21 protein-coding genes are annotated in these 22,969 nt (G+C 61.6%); 9 read left to right on the plus strand and 12 right to left on the minus strand.

Annotated elements, in window-relative coordinates:
• Positions 1–132 precede the first annotated feature (132 nt).
• The 4 genes from gcvT (at position 133) to J2X43_RS26980 (ending at position 4,909) form a co-directional block, all read left to right on the plus strand.
• Entirely contained in the window at positions 133–1,269 is a 1,137-nt protein-coding gene (gene gcvT / locus J2X43_RS26965) for a glycine cleavage system aminomethyltransferase GcvT (RefSeq protein WP_310299920.1), read from the plus strand.
• A 24-nt stretch (positions 1,270–1,293) separates the two neighbouring features.
• Entirely contained in the window at positions 1,294–1,656 is a 363-nt protein-coding gene (gene gcvH, locus J2X43_RS26970; RefSeq protein ID WP_065693824.1) for a glycine cleavage system protein GcvH, read from the plus strand.
• Positions 1,656–4,520 (plus strand): aminomethyl-transferring glycine dehydrogenase, encoded by a 2,865-nt coding sequence (gene gcvP / locus J2X43_RS26975; protein ID WP_112516190.1) that lies wholly within the window; start codon positions 1,656–1,658, stop codon positions 4,518–4,520. The genes gcvH and gcvP overlap by 1 nt, the downstream gene beginning before the upstream one ends.
• Positions 4,521–4,639: 119 nt before the next feature.
• Entirely contained in the window at positions 4,640–4,909 is a 270-nt protein-coding gene (locus J2X43_RS26980) for a DUF982 domain-containing protein (protein WP_310299926.1), read from the plus strand.
• A gap of 7 nt (positions 4,910–4,916) precedes the next feature.
• Here the strand turns inward: J2X43_RS26980 and J2X43_RS26985 are convergent, their stop codons facing one another.
• Complete coding sequence (locus tag J2X43_RS26985; protein WP_310299929.1) at positions 4,917–5,717, minus strand: methyltransferase domain-containing protein; 801 nt, start codon at positions 5,715–5,717, stop codon at positions 4,917–4,919.
• A gap of 203 nt (positions 5,718–5,920) precedes the next feature.
• Between J2X43_RS26985 and J2X43_RS26990 the strand changes: the two genes are divergently transcribed.
• Positions 5,921–6,196 carry a flagellar basal body protein gene (locus tag J2X43_RS26990; RefSeq protein WP_310299932.1) on the plus strand — a complete coding sequence of 92 codons (276 nt, stop codon included), beginning with the start codon at positions 5,921–5,923 and terminating at the stop codon, positions 6,194–6,196.
• Between the two features lies 1 nt (position 6,197).
• Here J2X43_RS26990 and J2X43_RS26995 read toward each other — a convergent pair whose 3' ends face one another.
• The 8 genes from J2X43_RS26995 to J2X43_RS27030 form a co-directional block, all read right to left on the minus strand.
• Positions 6,198–6,833 carry a LysE family transporter gene (locus J2X43_RS26995; protein ID WP_310299935.1) on the minus strand — a complete coding sequence of 212 codons (636 nt, stop codon included), beginning with the start codon at positions 6,831–6,833 and terminating at the stop codon, positions 6,198–6,200.
• Positions 6,834–6,924: 91 nt separating this feature from the next.
• Complete coding sequence (sufA, locus tag J2X43_RS27000; RefSeq protein ID WP_310299937.1) at positions 6,925–7,320, minus strand: Fe-S cluster assembly scaffold SufA; 396 nt, start codon at positions 7,318–7,320, stop codon at positions 6,925–6,927.
• A gap of 94 nt (positions 7,321–7,414) precedes the next feature.
• The gene (locus tag J2X43_RS27005; protein ID WP_112516186.1) at positions 7,415–7,795 is read right to left on the minus strand and encodes an SUF system Fe-S cluster assembly protein; all 381 of its coding nucleotides are present in this window, start codon (positions 7,793–7,795) and stop codon (positions 7,415–7,417) included.
• A gap of 10 nt (positions 7,796–7,805) precedes the next feature.
• The gene (locus tag J2X43_RS27010; protein WP_310299939.1) at positions 7,806–9,044 is read right to left on the minus strand and encodes a cysteine desulfurase; all 1,239 of its coding nucleotides are present in this window, start codon (positions 9,042–9,044) and stop codon (positions 7,806–7,808) included.
• A 198-nt stretch (positions 9,045–9,242) separates the two neighbouring features.
• Entirely contained in the window at positions 9,243–10,517 is a 1,275-nt protein-coding gene (gene sufD / locus J2X43_RS27015) for a Fe-S cluster assembly protein SufD (RefSeq protein WP_310299941.1), read from the minus strand.
• 23 nt (positions 10,518–10,540) lie between these two features.
• The gene (gene sufC, locus J2X43_RS27020; RefSeq protein WP_112387290.1) at positions 10,541–11,296 is read right to left on the minus strand and encodes a Fe-S cluster assembly ATPase SufC; all 756 of its coding nucleotides are present in this window, start codon (positions 11,294–11,296) and stop codon (positions 10,541–10,543) included.
• A gap of 72 nt (positions 11,297–11,368) precedes the next feature.
• Positions 11,369–12,838, minus strand: coding sequence for a Fe-S cluster assembly protein SufB (gene sufB / locus J2X43_RS27025; protein WP_112516183.1), 1,470 nt, complete (start codon positions 12,836–12,838; stop codon positions 11,369–11,371).
• Positions 12,839–12,981: 143 nt separating this feature from the next.
• Positions 12,982–14,148 (minus strand): cysteine desulfurase family protein, encoded by a 1,167-nt coding sequence (locus J2X43_RS27030; RefSeq protein ID WP_310299944.1) that lies wholly within the window; start codon positions 14,146–14,148, stop codon positions 12,982–12,984.
• Between the two features lie 204 nt (positions 14,149–14,352).
• On the opposite strand from J2X43_RS27030, the gene J2X43_RS27035 reads away from it, so the two are divergent.
• Positions 14,353–15,030, plus strand: a complete 678-nt coding sequence (locus J2X43_RS27035; protein ID WP_112516181.1) for an alpha/beta hydrolase — start codon at positions 14,353–14,355, stop codon at positions 15,028–15,030.
• Here the strand turns inward: J2X43_RS27035 and J2X43_RS27040 are convergent.
• Complete coding sequence (locus tag J2X43_RS27040) at positions 15,027–15,545, minus strand: GNAT family N-acetyltransferase (protein WP_310299949.1); 519 nt, start codon at positions 15,543–15,545, stop codon at positions 15,027–15,029. The two genes, J2X43_RS27035 and J2X43_RS27040, sit on opposite strands and share 4 nt — an antisense overlap.
• Positions 15,523–16,665 carry an anhydro-N-acetylmuramic acid kinase gene (locus J2X43_RS27045; protein ID WP_310299951.1) on the minus strand — a complete coding sequence of 381 codons (1,143 nt, stop codon included), beginning with the start codon at positions 16,663–16,665 and terminating at the stop codon, positions 15,523–15,525. Before J2X43_RS27045 ends, J2X43_RS27040 begins: the two co-directional genes overlap by 23 nt.
• 120 nt (positions 16,666–16,785) lie before the next feature.
• Here J2X43_RS27045 and tyrS point away from each other — a divergent pair, with 120 nt between their 5' ends.
• The gene (gene tyrS, locus J2X43_RS27050) at positions 16,786–18,042 is read left to right on the plus strand and encodes a tyrosine--tRNA ligase (protein ID WP_310299953.1); all 1,257 of its coding nucleotides are present in this window, start codon (positions 16,786–16,788) and stop codon (positions 18,040–18,042) included.
• A gap of 48 nt (positions 18,043–18,090) precedes the next feature.
• On the opposite strand, the gene J2X43_RS27055 is transcribed toward tyrS, so the two are convergent.
• Positions 18,091–21,492, minus strand: coding sequence for a DUF3971 domain-containing protein (locus tag J2X43_RS27055; protein WP_310299956.1), 3,402 nt, complete (start codon positions 21,490–21,492; stop codon positions 18,091–18,093).
• Positions 21,493–21,608: 116 nt separating this feature from the next.
• Here J2X43_RS27055 and J2X43_RS27060 point away from each other — a divergent pair, with 116 nt between their 5' ends.
• Complete coding sequence (locus tag J2X43_RS27060; protein ID WP_112387283.1) at positions 21,609–22,082, plus strand: peroxiredoxin; 474 nt, start codon at positions 21,609–21,611, stop codon at positions 22,080–22,082.
• The gene (locus J2X43_RS27065) at positions 22,079–22,903 is read left to right on the plus strand and encodes a ferritin-like domain-containing protein (protein ID WP_310299960.1); all 825 of its coding nucleotides are present in this window, start codon (positions 22,079–22,081) and stop codon (positions 22,901–22,903) included. Before J2X43_RS27060 ends, J2X43_RS27065 begins: the two co-directional genes overlap by 4 nt.
• The last annotated feature ends 66 nt before the right edge of the window (positions 22,904–22,969 follow it).

The following is a 22,969-nucleotide window of genomic DNA, read 5'->3' on the forward strand; positions in this document are numbered from 1 at the left end:
GCGTTCTCGAAACGCTCGCCGAAGGGATAACAATCTCAGGCGCAAGGACAGAGGGGGCTCGATAACGAGGCGTAACTGCGCCTTCATTTGAGCCCGCGCATGGACTTCCACGCGCAACGACCGGAGGCGTCATTGGACGATACTGCTGCCCTCAAGAAAACCCCGCTTCATGCGCTGCATCTGTCGCTCGGCGCCCGCATGGTTCCTTTCGCAGGCTACGACATGCCGGTGCAATATCCGGCCGGCGTGATGAAGGAGCATCTGCAGACCCGCCAGGCTGCCGGCGTCTTCGACGTTTCGCATATGGGCCAGGTCATCGTGAAGGCGAAGACCGGCAAGTATGAGGATGCAGCCCTCGCGCTCGAAAGCCTCGTACCCGTGGACATTCTCGGTCTCGCCGAGGGACGCCAGCGCTATGGCTTCTTCACCGACGACAATGGCGGCATCCTCGACGATTTGATGATCACCCATCTCGACGACCACCTGTTCGTCGTCGTCAACGCCGCCTGCAAGGACGAAGACGTCGCGCATATGCAGAAACATATCGGCGACCGCTGCGACATCACCGTGCTCGACCGCGCGCTCGTTGCGCTGCAGGGACCGCGCGCCGTCGATGTGCTCGCCGAACTCTGGGCCGATGTCGCCGCCATGAAATTCATGGACGTGCGCCACTGCCGCCTGCACGACGTTTCCTGTCTCGTCTCCCGTTCGGGCTATTCCGGCGAGGACGGCTTCGAAATCTCCATTCCCGCCGACAAGGCCGAGGATGTCACCAAGCGGTTGCTTGAGCATCCCGATGTCGAGGCAATCGGCCTCGGCGCCCGTGACTCGCTCCGCCTCGAGGCCGGTCTCTGCCTTTATGGCAACGACATCGACACGACGACGACGCCTGTCGAAGCGGCCTTGGAATGGGGCATGCAGAAGGCCCGCAAGACCGGTGGCGCCCGCGCCGGCGGTTTCCCGGGTGCTGCACGCATTCTCTCCGAACTCGACAATGGCGCCACGCGCCGCCGCGTCGGCCTGAAGCCCGAAGGCAAGGCGCCGGTGCGCGGCCACGCGAAGCTCTACGCCGATGCCGAAGGCAAGACCGAGATCGGCGAAGTTACGTCCGGTGGCTTCGGCCCGAGCGTCGAGGGCCCCGTTGCCATGGGCTACGTGCCCGTCTCGCATGCGGCTGCCGGAACCGAAATCTATGCTGAAGTGCGCGGCAAATATCTGCCGATCACCGTCAGCGCCCTGCCCTTTATCACGCCGACCTACAAACGCTGAACCTTTTCCAGAGAGGACCTTTCCATGCTGAAATTTACCGAAGAACACGAATGGCTGAAGATCGAAGGCGGCGTTGCAACGGTTGGCATCACCAATTACGCGGTCGACCAGCTCGGCGACCTGGTTTTCGTCGAACTGCCTGAAGTCGGCGCGACTTTCGGCAAGAATGACAATGCCGCGACCGTCGAATCCGTGAAGGCTGCTTCCGACGTCTATTGTCCGCTTGATGGCGAAATCACCGAAGTGAACCCGGCCATCGTTGCCGATCCGTCGCTGGTCAATTCCGATCCGCAGGGTGCCGGCTGGTTCTTCAAGCTGAAGCTTGCCAATGCAGCTGATGCCGATGGCCTGCTCGACGAGGCGGCCTACAAGGAGCTCACCGCGTAATGACGACGCCGACGGAATTCCAGTTTACTGATTACCAGCCGTATGACTTCGCAAACCGCCGTCATATCGGACCGTCCCCGGCCGAAATGACCGATATGCTCAAGGTCATCGGCTATAACAGCCTCGACGGGCTGATCGATGCGACCGTGCCGCCCTCCATCCGCCAGAAGGCGCCACTCGTCTGGGGCGCGCCGATGACGGAACGCGAGGCGCTCGACAAGCTGCGCGAGACCGCCAACAAGAACAAGGTTCTGACCTCGCTGATCGGCCAGGGCTATTACGGCACGATCACGCCGCCGGTCATCCAGCGCAACATCCTGGAAAACCCGGCCTGGTACACGGCCTATACGCCCTACCAGCCTGAAATTTCGCAGGGCCGCCTCGAAGCGCTCCTGAACTACCAGACGATGATCTGCGACCTGACCGGTCTCGACGTCGCCAACGCATCGTTGCTCGACGAAGCGACGGCCGCTGCCGAAGGCATGGCGATGGCCGAGCGCGTTTCGAAGTCGAAGGCCAAGGCTTTCTTCGTCGATGCCGCCTGCCATCCGCAGACGATCGAGCTGATCAAGACGCGCGCCGAGCCGCTCGGCTGGAGCGTTATCGTCGGCAACCCGTTCACCGATCTGGACCCGGTCGATGTTTTCGGCGCGATCTTCCAGTATCCGGGCACGCATGGACACGTCCATGATTTCACCGGCTTGATTTCCCGCCTGCACCAGACCGGCGCCATCGCCATCGTCGCCGCCGATATCCTGGCGCTGACGCTGCTCAAGTCTCCGGGCGAAATGGGCGCCGATATTGCCATCGGCAATTCGCAGCGCTTCGGCGTTCCCGTCGGTTACGGCGGTCCGCATGCGGCCTATATGTCGGTCAAGGACGCACACAAGCGTTCGATGCCCGGCCGCCTCGTCGGCGTTTCCGTCGATGCCCGCGGCAATCGCGCCTACCGCCTTTCGCTACAGACCCGCGAACAGCATATCCGCCGCGAAAAGGCGACATCGAACATCTGCACCGCGCAGGTGCTGCTCGCCGTCATGGCCTCGATGTATGCTGTCTTCCATGGCCCCAAGGGCATCAAGGCGATCGCCCAGCAGGTCCACCAGAAGGCCGTGCTGATGGCAAAGGGTCTCGAAAAGCTCGGCTACACGATCGAGCCCGAAACCTTCTTCGACACGATCACCGTCGATGTCGGCCACATGCAGGGTGTCATCCTGCGCTCAGCTGTTGCCGAGGGCGTGAACCTGCGCAAGGTCGGCGCCACCAAGATCGGCATGAGCCTTGACGAGCGCACTCGCCCGGCAACGCTGGAAGCCGTCTGGCGCGCGTTCGGCGGCAACTTCGCCGTCGCCGAATTCGAGCCAAGCTATCGCCTGCCGAAGGGTCTCGCCCGTACCAGCGAATACCTGACGCATCCGATCTTCCACATGAACCGCGCCGAAAGCGAGATGACCCGCTATATCCGCCGTCTTTCGGACCGCGATCTGGCGCTCGACCGCTCGATGATCCCGCTCGGCTCCTGCACGATGAAGCTGAACGCCACGGCGGAAATGCTGCCGATCACCTGGCCGGAATTCTCGGATATCCATCCGTATGTCCCGGCGGACCAGGCGCTCGGCTATCGCGAAATGATCGACGACCTGATCGAGAAGCTCTGCGCCGTCACCGGCTATGACGCCTTCTCGATGCAGCCAAACTCCGGCGCGCAGGGCGAATATGCGGGCCTGCTGACGATCCGCAACTACCATATCGCCAATGGCAATGGTCACCGCGACGTCTGCCTGATCCCGACTTCGGCGCATGGCACCAACCCGGCCTCGGCCCAGATGGTCGGCATGAAGGTCGTGGTCGTCAAGGTTCGCGAAAACGGCGATATCGACCTCGACGATTTCCGCGCCAAGGCCGAGCAGTATTCGGAGAACCTCTCATGCTGCATGATCACCTATCCCTCGACGCATGGCGTGTTCGAGGAGACGGTGAAGGAAATCTGCGACCTCGTGCACAAGCACGGCGGCCAGGTCTATCTCGACGGCGCCAACATGAACGCCATGGTCGGCCTGTCCCGCCCTGGTGACATCGGCTCCGACGTCTCGCACCTCAACCTGCACAAGACTTTCTGCATTCCGCATGGCGGCGGCGGCCCCGGCATGGGCCCGATCGGCGTCAAGGCGCATCTGGCACCCTTCCTTCCCGGTCACCCGGAAAGCGACGGCCGCCCGGGTGCGGTCTCCGCGGCAGCTTTCGGCTCGGCATCGATCCTGCCGATCTCCTGGAGCTACTGCCTGATGATGGGCGGCGAAGGCCTGACGCAGGCAACCAAGGTGGCGATCCTCAACGCCAACTACATCGCAGCCCGGCTGAAGGGCGCCTATGACGTGCTCTACAAGTCCGAAGCCGGCCGCGTGGCGCATGAGTGCATCATCGACACCCGCCCGCTGGTCGACAGCTGCGGCGTGACGGTGGACGACGTCGCCAAGCGCCTGATCGACTGCGGCTTCCACGCCCCGACCATGAGCTGGCCGGTTGCCGGCACGCTGATGATCGAGCCGACGGAATCGGAAACCAAGGCCGAACTCGACCGTTTCTGCGAAGCCATGCTGGCGATCCGCCAGGAAGCTCGCGACATCGAGGAAGGCCGTTCCGACAAGGCCAACAACCCGCTGAAGAACGCCCCGCACACGGTCGAAGACCTGGTCGGCGAATGGGATCGCCCCTATTCGCGCGAACAGGCCTGCTTCCCGCCCGGCGCCTTCCGCGTCGACAAATACTGGTCGCCGGTCAACCGTGTCGACAATGTCTTCGGCGACCGCAACCTGATCTGCACCTGCCCGCCGCTGGAAGACTATGCCGAAGCGGCCGAGTAAGGTCTGAACAACGAAACGCCCGGCTTGGTCCGGGCGTTTTTCTTTTCTCGAAAGCTTGTGAGCAGCCCGAGTGAAAGCTAAGGGTCTCCCACTTTCAGGCAATCACAGGTGACACCGCCATGGCAAAATCCGACGACGATCTCACGCAGGTGCCTTGGGCTAAACCCGTGCAGCTCGCCCTTGAAGAGCCCGGTGTCTACGTGACCATCAACACGACACAGGCGGCCTCCTGGGCGATGATCGAGGACTGGCCGACAGAAGACGGCCCGGCGCTCGACAAGGCCCTGCTGATCTGCGCCGACGTCGTCAAGGGAAAGCGCACAAACGAGGATGCGCGGCTGGCATTCATTGCCGCGGCTGTCGAAGCGGGCATCGATATCCAGAAGTGAACTGCAGTCAGGGAACCCTGCCGCGGCAGGCCCAGGCGATATTGGCAAAGGAACGCGGGCCGTCGGGCCGCCCGGCTTCATAGGCATCGCGTACCGCCGCATCGGCCTGCGCCCTCTCCGCGCCGCCGAGCTTGCCCATGAAAGCGCCGAGCGGCCCTTCCCCCGCGGCAATCGGTTTCCAGTAGTCCTCGAAATTCTCGTAATCCATCCGGACGAGCAGCTGCGTCTCCTCGACATCGAGAAGACCGCCGTCCATGAAGGCCTGCTTCATCTCGCCTGGCTGCATCATCGGCTGAAAGCAATAGCGGGCGCGCAACTGCCGCCCGCCTTCACTGAGCGCCGCCACGGTATCGATCATCATCCGCATGCCCGCCATGCCGCCGAGATGATCCCAGACCACCGCAGCAACCACGCCACCGTGGCGTACGACCCGCCGCATTTCGGAAATGGCCTTCGGCGCTTCCGGAACGAAATGCAGGACGAGCAGGGCCAGCGCCCGGTCGAAACTCTTCGCCTCGAAAGGCAGCGCGCAGGCATCCGCCTGCCGCACGGTGATGCGCGGATCGTTGTTCTGACGGATCACCTCGTCGACGAAGATCTGCGAAAAGTCGATCGCCTCGATCGCGCCGACATTAACGGTTTCTAACAGCGAGAAGGTAAGGCTTCCTGTGCCACAGCCGACATCGAGCACTCGCTCGCCATCCTCGACACCTGAAAACGCAATGAATGACGGCGCGAGCTTGCGGCTCCAGCGGCCCATCAGCTGCTCGTATCCATCCGCCTTGTGAACATTGAAGCTTGAAGACATAGCCGCCTCCATCATCTGGCCGAATGATACTCCTCGGCCGTCACCACGCCAAGCGCAGACCGCTCAGCCAGCCTTCACGACCTGCACCAGCTCGACACAGATCGTGCTTCCAACCCCCGGTCACCGTTAACGAAACGCGTTCAGCATTCACTAAGCTCCGGCTGCTATAGGATGGTGACGGGACGCGTGGGGAATGCCGGTCGATGAACATTTCAAGCATCATGAATACCGCATCGTCGGGCATGCGGGCGCAGACCAACCGCTTTGCCGCAGTTGCCAACAATGTCGCGAACTTGAGCACGCCGGCCTACAGCCGTGTCGATCCCTCGACGCTCACCACGGACGAAGACCAGCCGGCCGATCTCGCCACCGAGATGACCGAAATGATGCAGGCCACGCAGGCCTACAAGGCAAACGCCGTGGTCTTCGAGACCGGAGCCGACCTCTGGCAGTGGCTCGCCACCATCAAGCGCGACTGAATTATCCGAGAAGATTGATCGCGGCATAGCCAAGCACGGCAATGCCAAAGCCAATGATCAGCCAGCCGGAAATGCGGCGGATCAGCAGCGTCACGTCGCTGGAAATCCTGTCTCTGGCGAGATTGACCGCCGCACTCAGCGCCACCCACCACGCCATCGCCCCGAAGAAGACGCCGATGACGATCGCCGCCGTCTCCGTGACCGTATTGCCGTCAACAAGCCCGAGGCCCGCGAACAACCCGCCGAAGGATAGCAGCGCCCCCGGATTGGAGATTGCCAGCAGAAAGGTCGAGGCGATCAGACGGAAGAGATTACCGGCGCCCACTTCCCGCGCTGTAGCCGGCGGCGTCAACAGGTCGCGGATGCCGAGGAAGAGAAGCAGCACGCCGCCGACGGCAGCGATCATCAGCGAATAGGTATCGACGACGTCGGAGACCATCGCGAGACCCGCAGCGGCAACCAGCGCGTAGATGGAATCTCCGAGTGCCGCCCCGATGCCGATCGCAGCCCCCGATGCAAAGCCGCGGTTCAGGCTGCGGTCGATGCAAAGCGTCGCGATCGGGCCCGGCGGTATCGTGATCACGAGACCGAGCAGAGCGCCTTTGGCAAAGAGCAGAAGCAGCGTTTCGATGATCATGCCTGAGAGATGTTACGCCGCCGCGATCGGACAACTGCAAAACAAAAAGCCGCCATCGCTGGCGGCCTGTCGGTGGCCATGAGACCGCGCATCAATGCGAAGCGGTCACGACCGGATTACCCTGCGCGGCGAGTGCCGCGAGATCGGCGGGCTTCAGCTCGACGGATTCGCCGCAGCCGCAGGCCGATGTCTGGTTAGGGTTGGTGAAGGTGAAACCGGAGCGCAGCGTCGTCTGTTCGAAGCCGAGCTGGGTCCCGAGCAGATAAAGCACCGCCGAGGGCTCGATCCAGACGCGCGCGCCATCGCGCTCGATCAGGTCGTCCTTCGGATTGGGCTCTGTCACCATGTCGATGGTATATTCCATCCCGGCGCAGCCGCCCTTCTTGATGCCGACGCGAATACCCTTGGCATCCGCTCCTGCACCGCCGACGATCGCGTTCACGCGATCGGCCGCTTCCTGCGTCATGCTCATCACTGCAAAGCCCATCGGCTCATTCTCCTTACGCACACGGATTGAAGGTCCGGTGTTTCATGAATCAAATGTAGTGCCAGTGGCTTAACCGATCAATACCAGCCGCCAATTAGTACCAGCCGACAGCAACCTGCGCCTCTTCCGACATCCGGTCAGGCGTCCACGGCGGATCGAAGGTCATTTCGACCTCAACACCGGACACACCCTCGACGGAACCGACGGCGTTTTCCACCCAGCCCGGCATCTCGCCGGCCACGGGGCAACCGGGCGCCGTCAGCGTCATCATGATCTTCACCATGCGATCGTCTTCGATGTCGATCTTGTAGATCAGCCCGAGTTCGAAGATATCGGCAGGAATTTCAGGGTCATAGACCGTCTTCAGCGCCATGATGACATCATCGCTGAGGCGTGCCAGCTCTTCCGCCGGAATGCTGGAATGCACGATGCCCTCGCGCACGTCGATCTTCTGTTCGCTGTCGTCAACGCTCATAACGGTATCCTCAAGCAAAGAACTTGCGCGCGTATTCAAGCGCATCGGCCAAGGCATCGACCTCGGCACGGGTATTGTACATGCCGAAGGACGCACGGCATGTGGAGGTCACGCCGAAGCGTTTCAAGAGCGGCATGGCGCAATGCGTCCCGGCGCGAACCGCAACACCGCGCCTGTCGATCACCGTCGAGACGTCATGGGCATGCAGGCCCGCAAGCTCGAACGAGAAGATACCGCCCTTGCCGGGCGCCGTACCGATGACCCGCAGCGAGTTGACGTCGCGCAACCGCTCCGTGGCGTAGGCCGTCAGATCGGCCTCATGACGGGATATAGCTTCGCGGCCGACCTTTTCCATGTAGTCCAGCGCATAGCCGAGACCGATCGCCTGCACGATCGGCGGCGTACCGGCTTCGAAACGGTGCGGCGGCTCGTTATAGGTGACGTTGTCCTCGGTAACTTCGAAGATCATCTCGCCGCCGCCCTGGAACGGGCGCATGGCGCGAAGACGATCCTTCTTGCCGTAGAGAACGCCGATACCCGATGGACCGTAAAGCTTGTGGCCGGTCATCACGTACCAGTCGCAATCGAGATCCTGCACGTCGACAGGCATATGCACCGCACCCTGCGACCCATCGACCAGCACCGGAATGCCGCGCTCATGGGCGATGCGGCAGATTTCCTTGACCGGAACGACAGTGCCGAGCGCATTCGACATATGGGTGATCGCCACCAGCTTGGTGCGTTCCGTCAGGCTCTTTTCGAAGGCTTCGATCTGAAACGCGCCCTCGTCATCGACATCGACCCAGACCAGTTTCGCTCCCTGGCGCTCGCGGATGAAATGCCAGGGAACGATGTTGGAATGATGCTCCATGATCGACAGAACGATCTCGTCGCCCTCGCCGATCTCGGGCATGCCCCAGCCATAGGCGACGGTGTTGATCGCTTCGGTCGAGGACTTGGTGAAGACGATCTCGTCGACCGAAGGTGCATTCAGGAAGCGGCGCACCTTTTCGCGCGCAACCTCGTAAGCTTCGGTCGCGGCGTTCGACAGGAAATGCAGGCCGCGATGCACATTGGCATATTCGTTCGAATAGGCATGGCTGATTGCGTCGATCACCGCCTGCGGCTTCTGCGCCGAGGCGCCGTTGTCGAGATAGACCAGCGGCTTGCCATACACCTGCTTCGCGAGGATCGGGAAATCCTTGCGAATGGCTTCGACGTCATAGGCGGCCGGCGTAGTCTGGTCCATTGCAGACCCTTTCGGTTCTCGCTCCTTGATGGAGCCTAGTAGTAAGCCTCGGGCATACCCACAAGCGTCGCCCCTTGCTCCGCGTCATCCTCGGGCTCGTCCCGAGTATCCAATCACGTCGCAGCACGCTCGATGGCGGTAGATGCTCGGGACAAGCCCGAGCATGACGAAAGAGGAGAGTTCTCCTCCTTCGCGGCCTCAGGCGTGCTTTTCGAGCCAGACCGAGATCACGCCCTCGAGCGCTTCGACCAAGGCCTCGTCTTCCAGTTCTTCGACGATTTCGGCGACGAAGGCATTGACGAGCATCGCCCGCGCCTTGTTCTCCGGAATGCCGCGCGCCATCAGGTAGTAGAGATGGTTGTGGTCGATATCGGCAACCGTGGCGCCATGGCCGCACTGCACGTCGTCGGCGAAGATTTCGAGCTCGGGCTTGACCGAGAATTCGGCATCATCCGACATCAGCAGCGTGTTGCAGGCCATCTTGGCGTCGGTCTTCTGCGCATCCGGGGCAACCCGGATCATGCCCTGGAAGACGCCCTTGGCGCGGTCGAATACGACGTTGCGGATGATCTCTGTCGAAGCGGTATTCGGCACGTTATGGCCGAGAACCATGGTGACGTCGGTATGGGTATCGCCGCCGAGCAAATTGATGCCGCGCAGCGTCAGGTCGGAGCCCTCGCCCGTCGCCTTGATATGCAATTCCTGGCGCACCAGCTTGCCGCCGGCATTGATCACGAACAGCCTGAACTTGGCGTCAGCTCCGAGATCAACGCGGATCTGGGCGAGATGCGTGTCATCGGCGCCCTGCTGCTGCAGGATGATCCAGGTGAGTTCGGTGCCTTCGCCGATGGTGATGTCACTGACATGAGATACCAGCGCGGCATCCGATGTCACCGTCAGGTGACGCTCGATCACGGTCCCCTTGACGTTGGCGCCGAACGTCACCGGCAGACGCGTATGGATCTGACCGCCGGCATGGACGATGTCGATTTCGAGAGGCTTGTCGAGTTCGGTGCCATCGACAACGTCGATCACGTAGCCATCGCGCACGAAACTGCCATTGATGCGGCCGACCGCGTCATCGGCACCGAGGGCGCCAAGCGACGTCGCGGCCGAACCGTCGAGCAGATGCTGCGCGTAGCTGGAGACGTCGAGATCGCGGACCGAAGCCTTGGCATCGACATGACCCTGGACAATCGAAAGCACCGAAGATCCCTCGACGAGCGGCTTGACGCTCTTCGATGCGGCATCGCCGGCAACGGTCGGAACAGCGCGCAGCAGGTTCTTCAGGTCGGTATAATGCCAGGCCTCGACGCGGCGCGTCGGCAGGCCGGACTTCTTCAGATCATCAAGCAGGCGGTCGCGCGTCGCGGTGACCGCGCCGTCGCCCGGCAATTCGCCGAACTGGTTGTTGAAAGCCTCGATCAACGCCGCTTCCGCAGCAGTCAGGCGGCTCGTCGTCTGCATGTTCATGGACGTCGTCCTTTCCGCCTCGATCAGGCTGCCGCTCCGATGATGTCGGCATAGCCATTGGCTTCCAGCTCATGCGCCAGCGTCTTGTCACCCGACTTGATCACCTGGCCCTTGTAGAGAACGTGGACGGTGTCAGGCACGATGTAATCGAGCAGGCGCTGGTAGTGGGTGATGACGATGACGGCGCGATCCGGCGAACGCAGCGCGTTGACGCCGTCGGCCACGATCTTCAGCGCATCGATGTCGAGGCCGCTATCCGTCTCGTCGAGAATGCAAAGCTGCGGCTGCAGGAGCGCCATCTGCAGGATTTCCGCGCGCTTCTTTTCACCGCCGGAGAAACCGACGTTCAGCGGGCGCTTCAGCATCTCGGTGTTGATCTGCAGCTTGGCGGCCGCATCCTTCACCAGACGCATGAAATCAGGCGTCTTCAGCTCGTCTTCGCCGCGCGCCTTGCGCTGCTCGTTCATCGCCACCTTCAGGAACTGCATTGTGGCAACGCCCGGGATTTCGACCGGATACTGGAAGGCGAGGAAAATGCCCTTGGAGGCACGCTCGGCAGCGTCGAGCTCGAGAATGCTCTCGCCGTTATACAGAATGTCGCCTTCGGTGACTTCATAGTCTTCGCGGCCCGACAGGATGTAGGAGAGCGTCGACTTGCCGGAGCCGTTTGGCCCCATGATCGCAGCAATCTCACCGGCCTTCACCGTCAGGTTCAAACCACGAATGATCTCGGTGCCGTCTTCGGCGATGCGGGCGTGCAGGTTTCTGATTTCAAGCATGTTCTTTTTCCATAAAAGCGTTCGGAAACGGGCGCGCTCAGTCGCGCCCCTGAATAGTCAATCGCGACGGCGTCAGCCGACAGACCCCTCGAGCGAGATGCTGATCAGCTTCTGCGCTTCAACGGCGAATTCCATCGGCAGCTCCTGCAGGACTTCCTTGACGAAGCCGTTGACGATCAGGGCGATCGCCGCTTCGGTGGGGATGCCGCGCTGCAGGCAGTAGAACAGCTGGTCTTCGGAGATTTTCGAGGTGGTCGCCTCGTGCTCGAACTGCGCCGTCGAATTCTTCGCCTCGATGTAGGGCACCGTGTGAGCGCCGCACTTGTCGCCGATCAGCAGCGAGTCGCACTGCGTGAAGTTGCGGGCGTTGGACGCCTTGCGGTGGGCCGAGACCTGGCCGCGGTAGGTGTTCTGCGAGACGCCGGCGGCGATACCCTTGGAAACGATGCGGCTCGACGTGTTCTTGCCGAGATGGATCATCTTGGTGCCGCTATCGATCTGCTGATGGCCGTTGGAAACGGCGATCGAGTAGAACTCGCCTCTGGAATCGTCACCGCGCAGAATGCAGGACGGATACTTCCAGGTGATGGCAGAACCGGTCTCGACCTGCGTCCACGAGATCTTCGACCGGTCGCCACGGCAATCGCCGCGCTTGGTGACGAAGTTGTAGATGCCGCCCTTGCCCTGGGCATCGCCCGGGTACCAGTTCTGGACCGTCGAATACTTGATCTCGGCATCATCGAGCGCAACGAGCTCGACGACAGCAGCGTGCAGCTGGTTTTCGTCGCGCTGCGGCGCCGTGCAGCCTTCGAGGTAGGACACATAGGCGCCTTCCTCAGCAATGATCAGCGTCCGCTCGAACTGGCCGGTGTTCTTCTCATTGATGCGGAAATAGGTCGACAGTTCCATCGGGCAGCGAACGCCCTTCGGAACGAAGACGAACGAGCCGTCGGTGAAGACAGCAGAATTCAGCGTCGCATAGTAGTTGTCGGTCGTCGGAACGACGGAGCCGAGATACTTCTGAACGAGCTCCGGATACTCGCGGATCGCCTCGGAGATCGACATGAAGATCACGCCGGCCTTCTTCAGCTCCGCCTTGAAGGTCGTGACGACGGAAACGCTGTCGAAGACCGCATCGACGGCGATCCGGGGCTTTTCGACACCGGCCAGGATTTCCTGTTCCTTCAGGGGGATCCCGAGCTTCTCGTAGACCTTCAGGATCTCGGGATCGACTTCGTCGAGCGACTTCGGGCCCGGCGTGCTCTTCGGCGCGGCGTAGTAATAGAGGTCGTTGAAATCGATCTTCGGATAATCGACGCGTGCCCAGTTGGGCTCTTCCATCGTCAGCCAACGCTTGTAGGCGTCAAGGCGCCATTCCAGCATCCATTCCGGCTCCTGCTTCTTGGCGGAGATGAAGCGGATGATGTCTTCGGACAGGCCCTTGGGTGCCTTGTCCATTTCGATGATGGTCTCGAAACCGTATTTGTACTGATCGACGTCAATCTCGCGGACGCGATCAACCGTTTCTTGTACGGCTGGCATGTCATTCTCCAATCTCGCCGGATAAAGGGCCGGCAGGCTGTCGTGCGGGCATTTTTTGATTGCCCCTTATGTAGTGGGCCAAAAGGGCCTTTTCAGCCCTGATGGCAAGCGGAAATTTCCGTTTCCGCAATTTTCTGAGGCGCTCAGGCCGCCTCTCCAGCCGGCCTTCGCCGCCCGGCTATTTTCGCAAAGGCGCCGAGCGCCCGGTCTATGTCTTCGCCACTGGTGGCAAAGCCGAGCGAGATGCGCAGCGCGCCCATTTTCGGGTCATGGCCCATGGCGACAAGGACATGGCTTTCGCCCACCTTGCCCGAAGAACAGGCCGAACCCGCCGAAATCGCCACACCTTCGAGATCGAAGGCAATCTGCCCGGTCTCGGCTTTCAGCCCAGGCAGCGTGAAAAACGTCGTGTTGCATATCCGCGGACCGTCAGCGCCGTAAATGACGACATCGGGTGCCGCCCTCCGCATGCCGTCTTCCAGACGGCGCTGCAAGGCAGCAATACGTCCGTTCCGTTCGGCAAAGTCCGAAAGAGCCTCAGCGGCTGCGGCGCCAAAACCGACGACAGCCAGCGAATTCTCGGTCCCAGAGCGGTGCCCCTTCTCCTGGCCGCCACCATGGATCAGCGGTTTCGGCATCAGGATCTCACCGCGCGACACCAAGGCGCCGGCGCCCTTCGGGCCTCCAAGCTTGTGCGACGAGAGGATCAGGAAGTCGGCACCCAGCGCGTTGATGTCGATCTCGACACGGCCTGCTGCCTGAACCGCATCGACGACCAGCAGCCCGCGATGCGCCTTGACGATCTCGGCAGCCTCGCGGATCGGCTGGATGATGCCGGTCTCGTTATTGGCCAGCATGATCGCCACCATCGGCAGACCTGACGCAACGTCGTGACCGGCAAGCAGCGCTTGAAGCGCCTCAAGATCGACCGCACCTTCCGATGTGACCGGAATTTCGCTGGTCTTGTCCTTCGAAAAGCGTCCGCCCTCGCGCACGGCCGGATGTTCGACGGCGCTATAATAGAGATGTCCGATCGCCAGCGGCGTGCGCCCCATGCGGAATTCCGGCGTTAGCACCATATTGGCTGCTTCCGTCGCGCCGCTGGTCAGCACCACATGCGAAGCCTCGGCGCCGACAAGCGCTGCGACCTGACGGCGCGCAAGCTCGATCGCGGCCCTGACGGCACGGCCCTCGGCATGCACGGAATTCGGATTGCCAAACAGATCCATGGCGCGCAGCATGGCCTCGCGCACTGCAGGATGCAGCGGCGCCGTCGCGTTCCAATCAAGATAAAGGCGGGGCAACGCCATGATCTCAGGTCCTGCGTTTGGTTTCTGCTTTGGCCGCCCGGCTCATTTTTCTTGAAATTTCCGTCGGGCTTGCCGTATGACACGTTCCACACGACGTGGCTTGCCATGCAAAGTTTCGAATTGTTCTAAACTGCGTTTTAGAAAAGCTGACAACGTCCGTCAAGTCTGCGCAGTCCGAACGCGAAAATAAAACCCGGAGTACCGATGCCCGAAGTCATTTTCAACGGCCCAGCCGGCCGTCTTGAAGGCCGCTACCAGCCCTCCAAGGAAAAAAGCGCCCCGATTGCCCTCATCCTGCACCCGCACCCGCAGTTCGGCGGCACGATGAACAATCAGATCGTCTACCAGCTCTTCTACATGTTCCAGAAGCGCGGCTTCACGACACTGCGCTTCAATTTCCGTGGCATCGGCCGCAGCCAGGGTGAATTCGACCACGGCGCCGGCGAACTCTCGGATGCCGCTTCGGCACTGGATTGGGTGCAGAGCCTGCATCCCGATTCGAAGACCTGCTGGGTTGCCGGCTATTCCTTCGGCTCCTGGATCGGCATGCAGCTTCTAATGCGCCGCCCGGAGATCGAAGGCTTCATGTCGATCGCCCCGCAGCCGAACACCTACGATTTCTCGTTCCTGGCGCCCTGCCCGTCCTCGGGCCTGATCATCAACGGCGATTCGGACAAGGTCGCGCCTGAAAAGGACGTCAACGGCCTCGTCGAGAAGCTGAAGACCCAGAAGGGCATCCTGATCACCCACCGCACGGTGCCGGGTGCCAACCACTTCTTCAACGGACAGGTCGAGCCGCTGATGGCCGAATGCGAGGACTACCTCGATCGCCGCCTCAACGGCGAACTGGTACCGGAACCGGCTGCAAAGCGCATCCGCTAGGAATTGCTATTCGTGGCGCCCATCTCAAAGGTCGGCGCCACGAAGCCATCAATATGGCGCGGCGCAATCTGCCGCATACCGGCCTTTCGCAACACATGCTGCGACGCATGATTGTCCGGATGGGTGAAGGCGATCAGCCGGCCCATGTTTCTTGCCGAAAACCAGTCGATCAGTGCCCGGGCCACTTCCGTGGCAAACCCCTTGCCCCACTCATCTTCGCGAAACGCGTAACCCATCTCGTATTCGCCGGTTGCCCGATCGTGCAGCGATATCCCCGCGCGCCCGATAAAGCGGCCACCATCCCGGCTGAGAACCTTGTATTTCGTCGTCCCGTCCTCGGCCTGTTCACGGAACCATTGGCCAATGCGTTCCTCGCACCTCTTCATGTTCCACGGCTCGCCACCGGACATGAAGCGGCTCGTCGCCATTGTCAAATGCAGGTAATGCACCAGCCGCGCATCATCCGGCTGCCACATGACGAGGCGCATCCGTTCAGTCTCGAGAATGGTCTCCACGTCTCACCTCCGCAAGCACTCCACCACTGACAGGTTCCCGCACACCAGTCGTTCCCGGATAGGTCAGCGGCAATCCTTCGAGCGAGCGGACTGCCAGATAGGCCCAGGCCTCCGCTTCCATCGCATCGCCGTTGAAACCGGCATCCTCGGCGGAAATCACCGCCGCGTCCTGCCTTGCCGCCAGTTCCGTCAGGTCACGCATGATCACCCGGTTCAGCCGCCCGCCGCCGCAGATCACATAGAGTGCGGGCGTCACCGGCAGGTGACCGGCGGATTTGATGATTGAGGCCGCGGCTACATAGGCAAGCGTGCGTGCGCCATCGGCGAGCTCAGCATCGCTACCTGAAGGCGGCAAAAAATCGTTGCGGTCGAGCGAACGGCGTTTCGCGGCGGTAAAGAACGGGCTTGCGAGATAGCGCTCCGCCAGATGATCGGCGATACGCCCCTCCGAGGCGATCATCCCGCCCTGGTCGAAGGGAATGCCGGCATGCGCCTCGACCCACTGGTCGATCAGCGTATTGCCGGGACCGCTGTCATAGGCGATCACCGTCCCGTCAGCACCGACATAGGTCAGGTTCGAGATCCCGCCGATATTGACGAAACAGACCGGCAGTTTGGCGCCGTCTATGTTGGCAGCCAGTGCCGCGTGATAGGCGGGAACCAGCGGTGCACCCTGTCCGCCATGCACCATGTCGTTGGCGCGCATGTCGAAAACCGTGGCAATCCCGGTTTCATTCGCCAGCAACGCGCCGTCGCCGATCTGGACGGTCAGCGCCTCGTCTGGACGATGCAGAACGGTCTGGCCGTGAAAACCGAGCACATCCACCGCTTCGGCAGCAATCCCGTTCGTGTCGAGAAATTCCCTAACGGCAGCCACATGCCGTAGCGTAAGCTCGTGCTCGATGGCTGCCAGATCGCCCGGCCGCTCGCTCCGCTTCCTGATCGTCTTTGCCTGTTCGAGCGCCAGTTTCAGCCGGTTGCGGAAGGAAGCATCATAGCCGACGCCCAGAAACGGCCCGCGCTCGACGACACCCGCGCCGTCCGTCCGCACCAGAGCCACATCGATACCGTCCATCGATGTGCCGCTCATCAGGCCGATCGCGGTTCTCACTGCGGGCATGCTTCCTCCAAAAACTGTGCCGCCGAATAGTGCACTTTCGGCAAAACAGTGCTAAACGCGCCGCGGCGCTTCAACAAGTGCCGATCGCAATTCCCTCCGAAGCCTCAAGAGACGAAGTTCATGTCCGAGTTCAAATCCGATTTCCTGCGCACTCTGAAAGAGCGCGGCTTCATTCATCAGATCTCCGATGAATCCGGCCTCGACGATCTTCTCGCCAAGGAAACCGTGACGGCTTATATCGGCTATGACCCGACGGCCTCGAGCCTTCACGTCGGCCATCTGACGCAGATCATGATGCTGCACTGGTTCCAGGCGACCGGCCACCGTCCGATCTCGCTGATGGGCGGCGGCACCGGCATGGTCGGCGATCCCTCCTTCAAGGAGGAAGCGCGCAAGCTCATGACGATCGACATGATCGAAGACAACATCGCCTCGATCAAGCGCTGCTTCTCGAACTACCTCGATTACGGCAAGCCTGCCAATGCGGCGCTGATGATCAACAATGCCGAGTGGCTCCGCTCGCTGAACTACCTCGAATTCCTGCGCGATGTCGGCCGTCACTTCTCGGTCAACCGCATGCTGTCCTTCGACAGCGTCAAGACGCGCCTCGACCGCGAACAGTCGCTGTCCTTCCTCGAATTCAACTACATGATCCTGCAGGCCTACGACTTCGTCGAGCTTGCCAAGCGCTACGACTGCCGCCTGCAGATGGGCGGTTCCGACCAGTGGGGCAACATCGTCAACGGGATCGACCTCGGTCACCGCATGGGGACGCAGCAGCTCTACGCGCTGACCTCGCCACTTCTCACCACTTCCTCGGGCGCCAAGATGGGCAAGTCGGCGTCCGGCGCCGTGTGGCTGAATTCCGAGCTGCTGCCGGTCTATGACTTCTGGCAGTACTGGCGCAACACCGAGGATGCCGATGTTCCGCGCTTCCTCAAGCTGTTCACCACCCTGCCGATGGATGAAATCGCCCGCCTCTCGGCCATTGGCGGCGCAGAACTGAACGAGGTCAAGAAGATCCTCGCGACTGAAGTGACGGCTATCCTGCATGGCCGTGCAGCGGCCGAGCAGGCAGCTGAAACCGCCCGCAAGACCTTCGAGGAAGGCGCGCTTTCCGACAATCTCCCGTCGGTGGAAATTCCGTCCGCCGAACTGGATGCCGGTCTCGGCCTGCTCTCCCTGATCGTCCGCGCCGGTCTCGCGGCATCGAACGGTGAGGCGCGCCGTCATGTTCAGGGCGGCGCAATCCGCATCAACGATCAGGCCGTCAGCGATGAGCGCAAGATGATCGGCAACAGCGAGATCACCGCCGATGGCGTCATCAAGCTGTCGCTCGGCAAGAAGAAGCACATCCTGATCCGTCCTGCTGCCTGATCAGCCGGCAAGTCAGCATCATCGAAAGCCGGCCTCGCGCCGGCTTTTTCATTGGAATTCGAAGATGTTGCGGAAGACGCCGGGCGCGATGATCGACAGCGGATTGATCTGCAGGTTTGGCTTGTCGAACTTGCCCGTCAGCTTGAAGGTGATGCCGATCAGGCCGCGATCGGAACCGTTGCCGAGAATGATGCCGATAACCGGCAATTCTGCGAACAGGCGGTTCAGCCCATAGGCCGGCATGAACGTGCCGGTCATGTCCATATTGCCCTTCGGATCGCGGATGGTGCCCTGAAAGGTCGCGCCGATCTGCTCGCCGCGCACCACACCGTTCTCGATGCTGACAATGCCGTTCTGCGATACGATACGGGCAAAGCCGCGCTGGAAGCGCTGCGCCGATGTATCGATATCGCGCTTGACCGCCGAATTCAGGCTTCGCTGGTCCTGGCCCACAGGGGTCGACACGATCGAATGCAGCCTGTCTTCGTTGACGATCGAAAACCGCCGGACATCGGCAGAACCGTCCCAGCCGCCATTGCCGAAGCGCACCGTCATGTTGAGCAGCCCGCCGCGCATATGCTTGTAAAAATCGGCAAAACGCGACACGGAGCCAGCGTCACCGGTCGTGACGTTCAGGATCCGTCCGTCCTTCATCTGTGTGACCACCGCCTCGCCGCTGTCGGTCACGCCCGAAAGGTTGAGCACCTGCAGATCGCCGTCGCGCATCATGTAGAGCGCATCGAGGCTGCGCAGACGCTCGTCATTGAAGCCGACCACCTGTCCAAGCTTGGCGCGCACCGTGATGTCGCCGCCGCTGTCGGATTTCCCGTCGCCGTCGCCGCTACCGTTCTGGCCGTTCTTCAACCTGGCCAGGATCGGCCGCGCATCCGCGGTGTCGCCGGAAACCGAGACTTCGAAGACACCCTTGGCGCGGCGGATGGAGATCGCGAAATCGTCGAGCGACGACAGTTTCACGCTATCGAATGTCGCAGAGGTCAGTCCGCCCTTGCTGACCACGAGCGAGCCGCTGGCACCAAAACCGTCACCCTTCAACTTGAAATTCTTGACCTGCGTATTGTCTGCCGGACCGGATATCTCGAAGTCCGCCCCAGCCGGAATGCCCGCGCCTTTCGACCATCCGATCCACGGAAGCTGCAGCGTCGAGCGCGACAGGTCGATACTGACGGCCTGACGGTCGTTGTCGATCCGCGTCAGCTCTACCTTGATGCTGCCGTCGATGATGCCTGACAGACCGGGCAACAGTTTTTCACGCTGGTCGTTGGTCAATGTCGCGGTGATTTCGCGCTCCGGCGAGATGCCCGAATTCTTGTCGACCGGCTCCAGCAGCGAAATATCAGCAGGAACGCCGTCGATCTGCCCCTTGCCGTCGAGCGTGACCTGTTTCGGATCAGCGTTGAGCGTGCCATCGAGATTGGTGATCTTGCGGCCGGATACCGGCTTGGCGACATCGACGCCCGAAAGCTGCATCGACGCCTTCCAGTCCGGTGGTGGCGGGTTCTGGGCGCTGACCAGTCCGAAACGGGCCTGTACCGTGGCGCTGATCTTGCCGCTGAGATCCTGCGGCACGAGGTTGGCGCGCTGCAGCACCTGCACGGGCTTATAGGTAAGCAGTTCGCCGACGGCATCGGCAGCCCCCGATATGGCAAGCTGCATCTCCGCCATCAGCGGCTTGTCGTAAGTCGCCGGCAGTACGAACGTGCCTTCGCCGAGATCCACCGTACGCCCGGACGGAAAGAACGACCGGCCGCTTTTGATCGACACAGTCGCCCGCGGTCCCTTGAGATCGAAATGCGCCGCCGTGTCGCGGATCGGCGGAATATCGCCGGCAACGTTCATCCGCGCATTGGCGATATCGAAATCGATCTTGATCTGGTTCTCGTCGAGCTTCAGCCCCTTGCCGACAGCCTCGTCCAGCCGGCCGAAGGGGATGAAGACCGAAATCGAGGCATCGCTCACCGTTCCGCCGAACAGGTTCTTCAACACCCAGTCGCGCGCCTTCGGCGCCATCCAGAACGGCCAGAGCTGCTTGATCGCCGCCGTCTGCAATTGCTGCGACTGTCCGGCAAAACTTATCTCCGGCGAGACGTTGCCGAATTTCACATGCAGAGCGCCGTAAAGCTGTCCAAGTGGACTGGAGGCCGTGATGCCCGGGAATTGCAATTCGCGGGTAGCGACCATGAAGCGGCCGCTAGCCTGGATATCGAAGGGCACCGGCTGCTCGCCGGAACCAACGGGCGAAGCGCTGCCGCCGCTGACCAGGAGATCGACCCCAAAACCCTTGCCGGCCGCTGGATCGAGCCGGTCGAGATCGATCAGCGCGCCGTTGAACGGCACCGATGTGGCGCCGAACTGCCCGTGCGACTTGGCGATCTCGATCGTCTGTTTCTTGAAGTCGTAATCGAGATTGATCTGCCCGCTGGTGAGTTCCTGCTGGTCGCCATCGACATAGATCAGACCGGGCGCAAGCGTAATGCCGGCGCTCAGCGCGGGATCGGTACCCTCGCCGTCTCTCGCTGCCGACACCGTAAAATCGGCAAATGCATTGACCCCCTGCCGGATCTCGCCAAGTACGTTCCGCTTGATGGCAAACGGCGTGACATCGGCGTGGCTGAGCTTGGCGGTAAAGCGCTGGGTTTTGCTGTCGCGGTTGTCGGCCTGGACATCCAGCATCGCAGGCTCGCCGTTGATCGAGATCTGACCGGCCAGATGCAGCGCGGTTGCCGAAGGGCGGGAAAAAACGAGATCATCGACAACGATCGACAGCGGCCCGTTGGCGGTGTCGGCGATCTTGATGTCGATGCCTGAAATACGGATGCTGTCCGTACCGCCCCGCTGTGCGAAACTGTCGAACAGGTCGAGATGGGAGAAAGCCGCTTCCAGCGCCTCGGGGATCTGATCGACCCGCAGATTTTCGAGCTTTACCGGATTGCCTGACGGCAGAAGTGCCGTGTCGAGGGCGATATCCTCGGCCTCGACATCGGCAATCGCTATCCGCCCGCGAAACAGCGCCAGCGGATTGAGAGCCATGCGCATTGCGCCTGTCGTCGACAGATGCTGGCCGCTTTGCTGGTCGATCATGTTGACGTTACGCGCTTCGAGAGCCAGCCGAAGACCGGAGGTGAAACGGATCACGGTCGATCCGACCTCGGCCCTGTATCGCGGACCGATCGCCGAATTGAGCGCCATCTGCGCCTGCTTCGAGAGGGTCTGATCCACCATTCCGCTTTCGATGACGGCGGCGATGACAGCCAGAATGAGGACAAGCACGGCGAAACATCCGCCGGTCCATCCGGCGGTGCGCCGCAGCTTGGAGCGCGGCGGCGGGCAATGCACGATCATGGGATCTTCGGTTTGGGCCGAAGGGAGTTCATGCAAGGCGACGATGTCTTTCTTGCGAAACGTAACTTTTTCGCCGCGGATCGCCGACATACGTCTTGGGTAACTCCTTGAATTCCAATTTCCGGTCTAGCTCGCCCGGTACTCGCCCAATATATATCGGCTGGGTTAAGTGTCACCCATAAACCCGGCAAAAGAAAGGTTTCCACATGGCGGATATCGGCATCGGCGCCGAAGCCCCGGACTTCGACCTCCCGCGTGATGGCGGCGGCCGCGTATCGCTCGCAGAATTCAGGGGCAAACCTCTGGTTCTGTTCTTTTATCCGAAAGATGACACGGCGGGCTGCACCGCCGAATCGATCGGCTTCACCGAGCTTGCCGGCGAATTCGAAAAGGCCGGTGCCGGGCTTGTCGGCATGTCGCCCGACTCGGTCAAATGCCACGAGCGTTTCATCAGGAAACATAGCCTCGCCGTCGCGCTTGCTTCGGATGAGGAAAAGACCGTGCTGCAGACCTATGGCGTGTGGAAACAGAAGAGCATGTACGGCCGCACCTATATGGGCGTCGAGCGCACCACCTTCCTGATCCGCGCCGACGGCACCATTGCCACCATCTGGCAGAAGGTCAAAGTGCCCGGCCATGCAGAGGCAGTGTTGCAGGCCGTCAGGAACCTCGCCGCATGACCGCACTGACGATGACGTCGTTGCGAGGTGGCGCGATCGACGCCATCCGCTCCGCCGATCTCGACAGGAAGACGGAGCTCGCCCAGGAAGCAGCGACGCGCTGGTTCGAGCGCCGGATTTCGCTGCGCTCGCCGCTCGATCCCCCATTGCCGGAGCGGCCGGGCCGCCCGGAGAAACCGAAGCTGGTTCCGCCGACCCAGGTCGAGAAGCGCTCGCTGCACACGGTTCACGGCCGTATCGCCCTGCTTCATTCGATCGCCCATATCGAACTCAACGCCGTCGATCTGGCCCTCGATATCATCGCCCGCTTCGCCACCGAACCGGTGCCGAACTCCTTCTTCGACGGCTGGATGCAGGTTGCCTTCGAGGAAGCCAAGCATTTCCGTATGGTCCGCGACAGGCTGCGAGACCTCGGCGCCGACTACGGCGATGTTCCGGCCCATGACGGGCTCTGGCAGGCGGCGCACTCCACCCGCAACGACCTGACCGCCCGGCTCGCCGTCGTCCCGCTCATTCTCGAAGCACGCGGCCTCGACGTCACGCCGTCGCTGCGGGCGAAGATGCACGAAACCGGCGACCTTGAAAGCGCCGCCATCCTCGATGTCATATACAACGATGAAAAGGGCCATGTCGCGATCGGCGCAAAATGGTTCCGGTTTCTCTGCGCCCGCGAACGCCGAGATCCGGCTCAGACCTTTCGAGAGCTCGTCCGGGCAAACTTTCGCGGCCCGCTGAAACCGCCTTTCAACGACTTGGCGCGTGCCGAAGCCGGACTGACGCCATCGTTCTACCGTTCATTGACATCGACAAGCAGTGGCTGAACCATTGCGTGCGCCAGCCCCATGGCCGAAGTAATTTGTTAACCTTAACAGTGTGTAATCAAACCA

The sequence above is a fragment of the Rhizobium sp. BE258 genome (assembly GCF_031457345.1).
Taxonomy (GTDB): domain Bacteria; phylum Pseudomonadota; class Alphaproteobacteria; order Rhizobiales; family Rhizobiaceae; genus Rhizobium.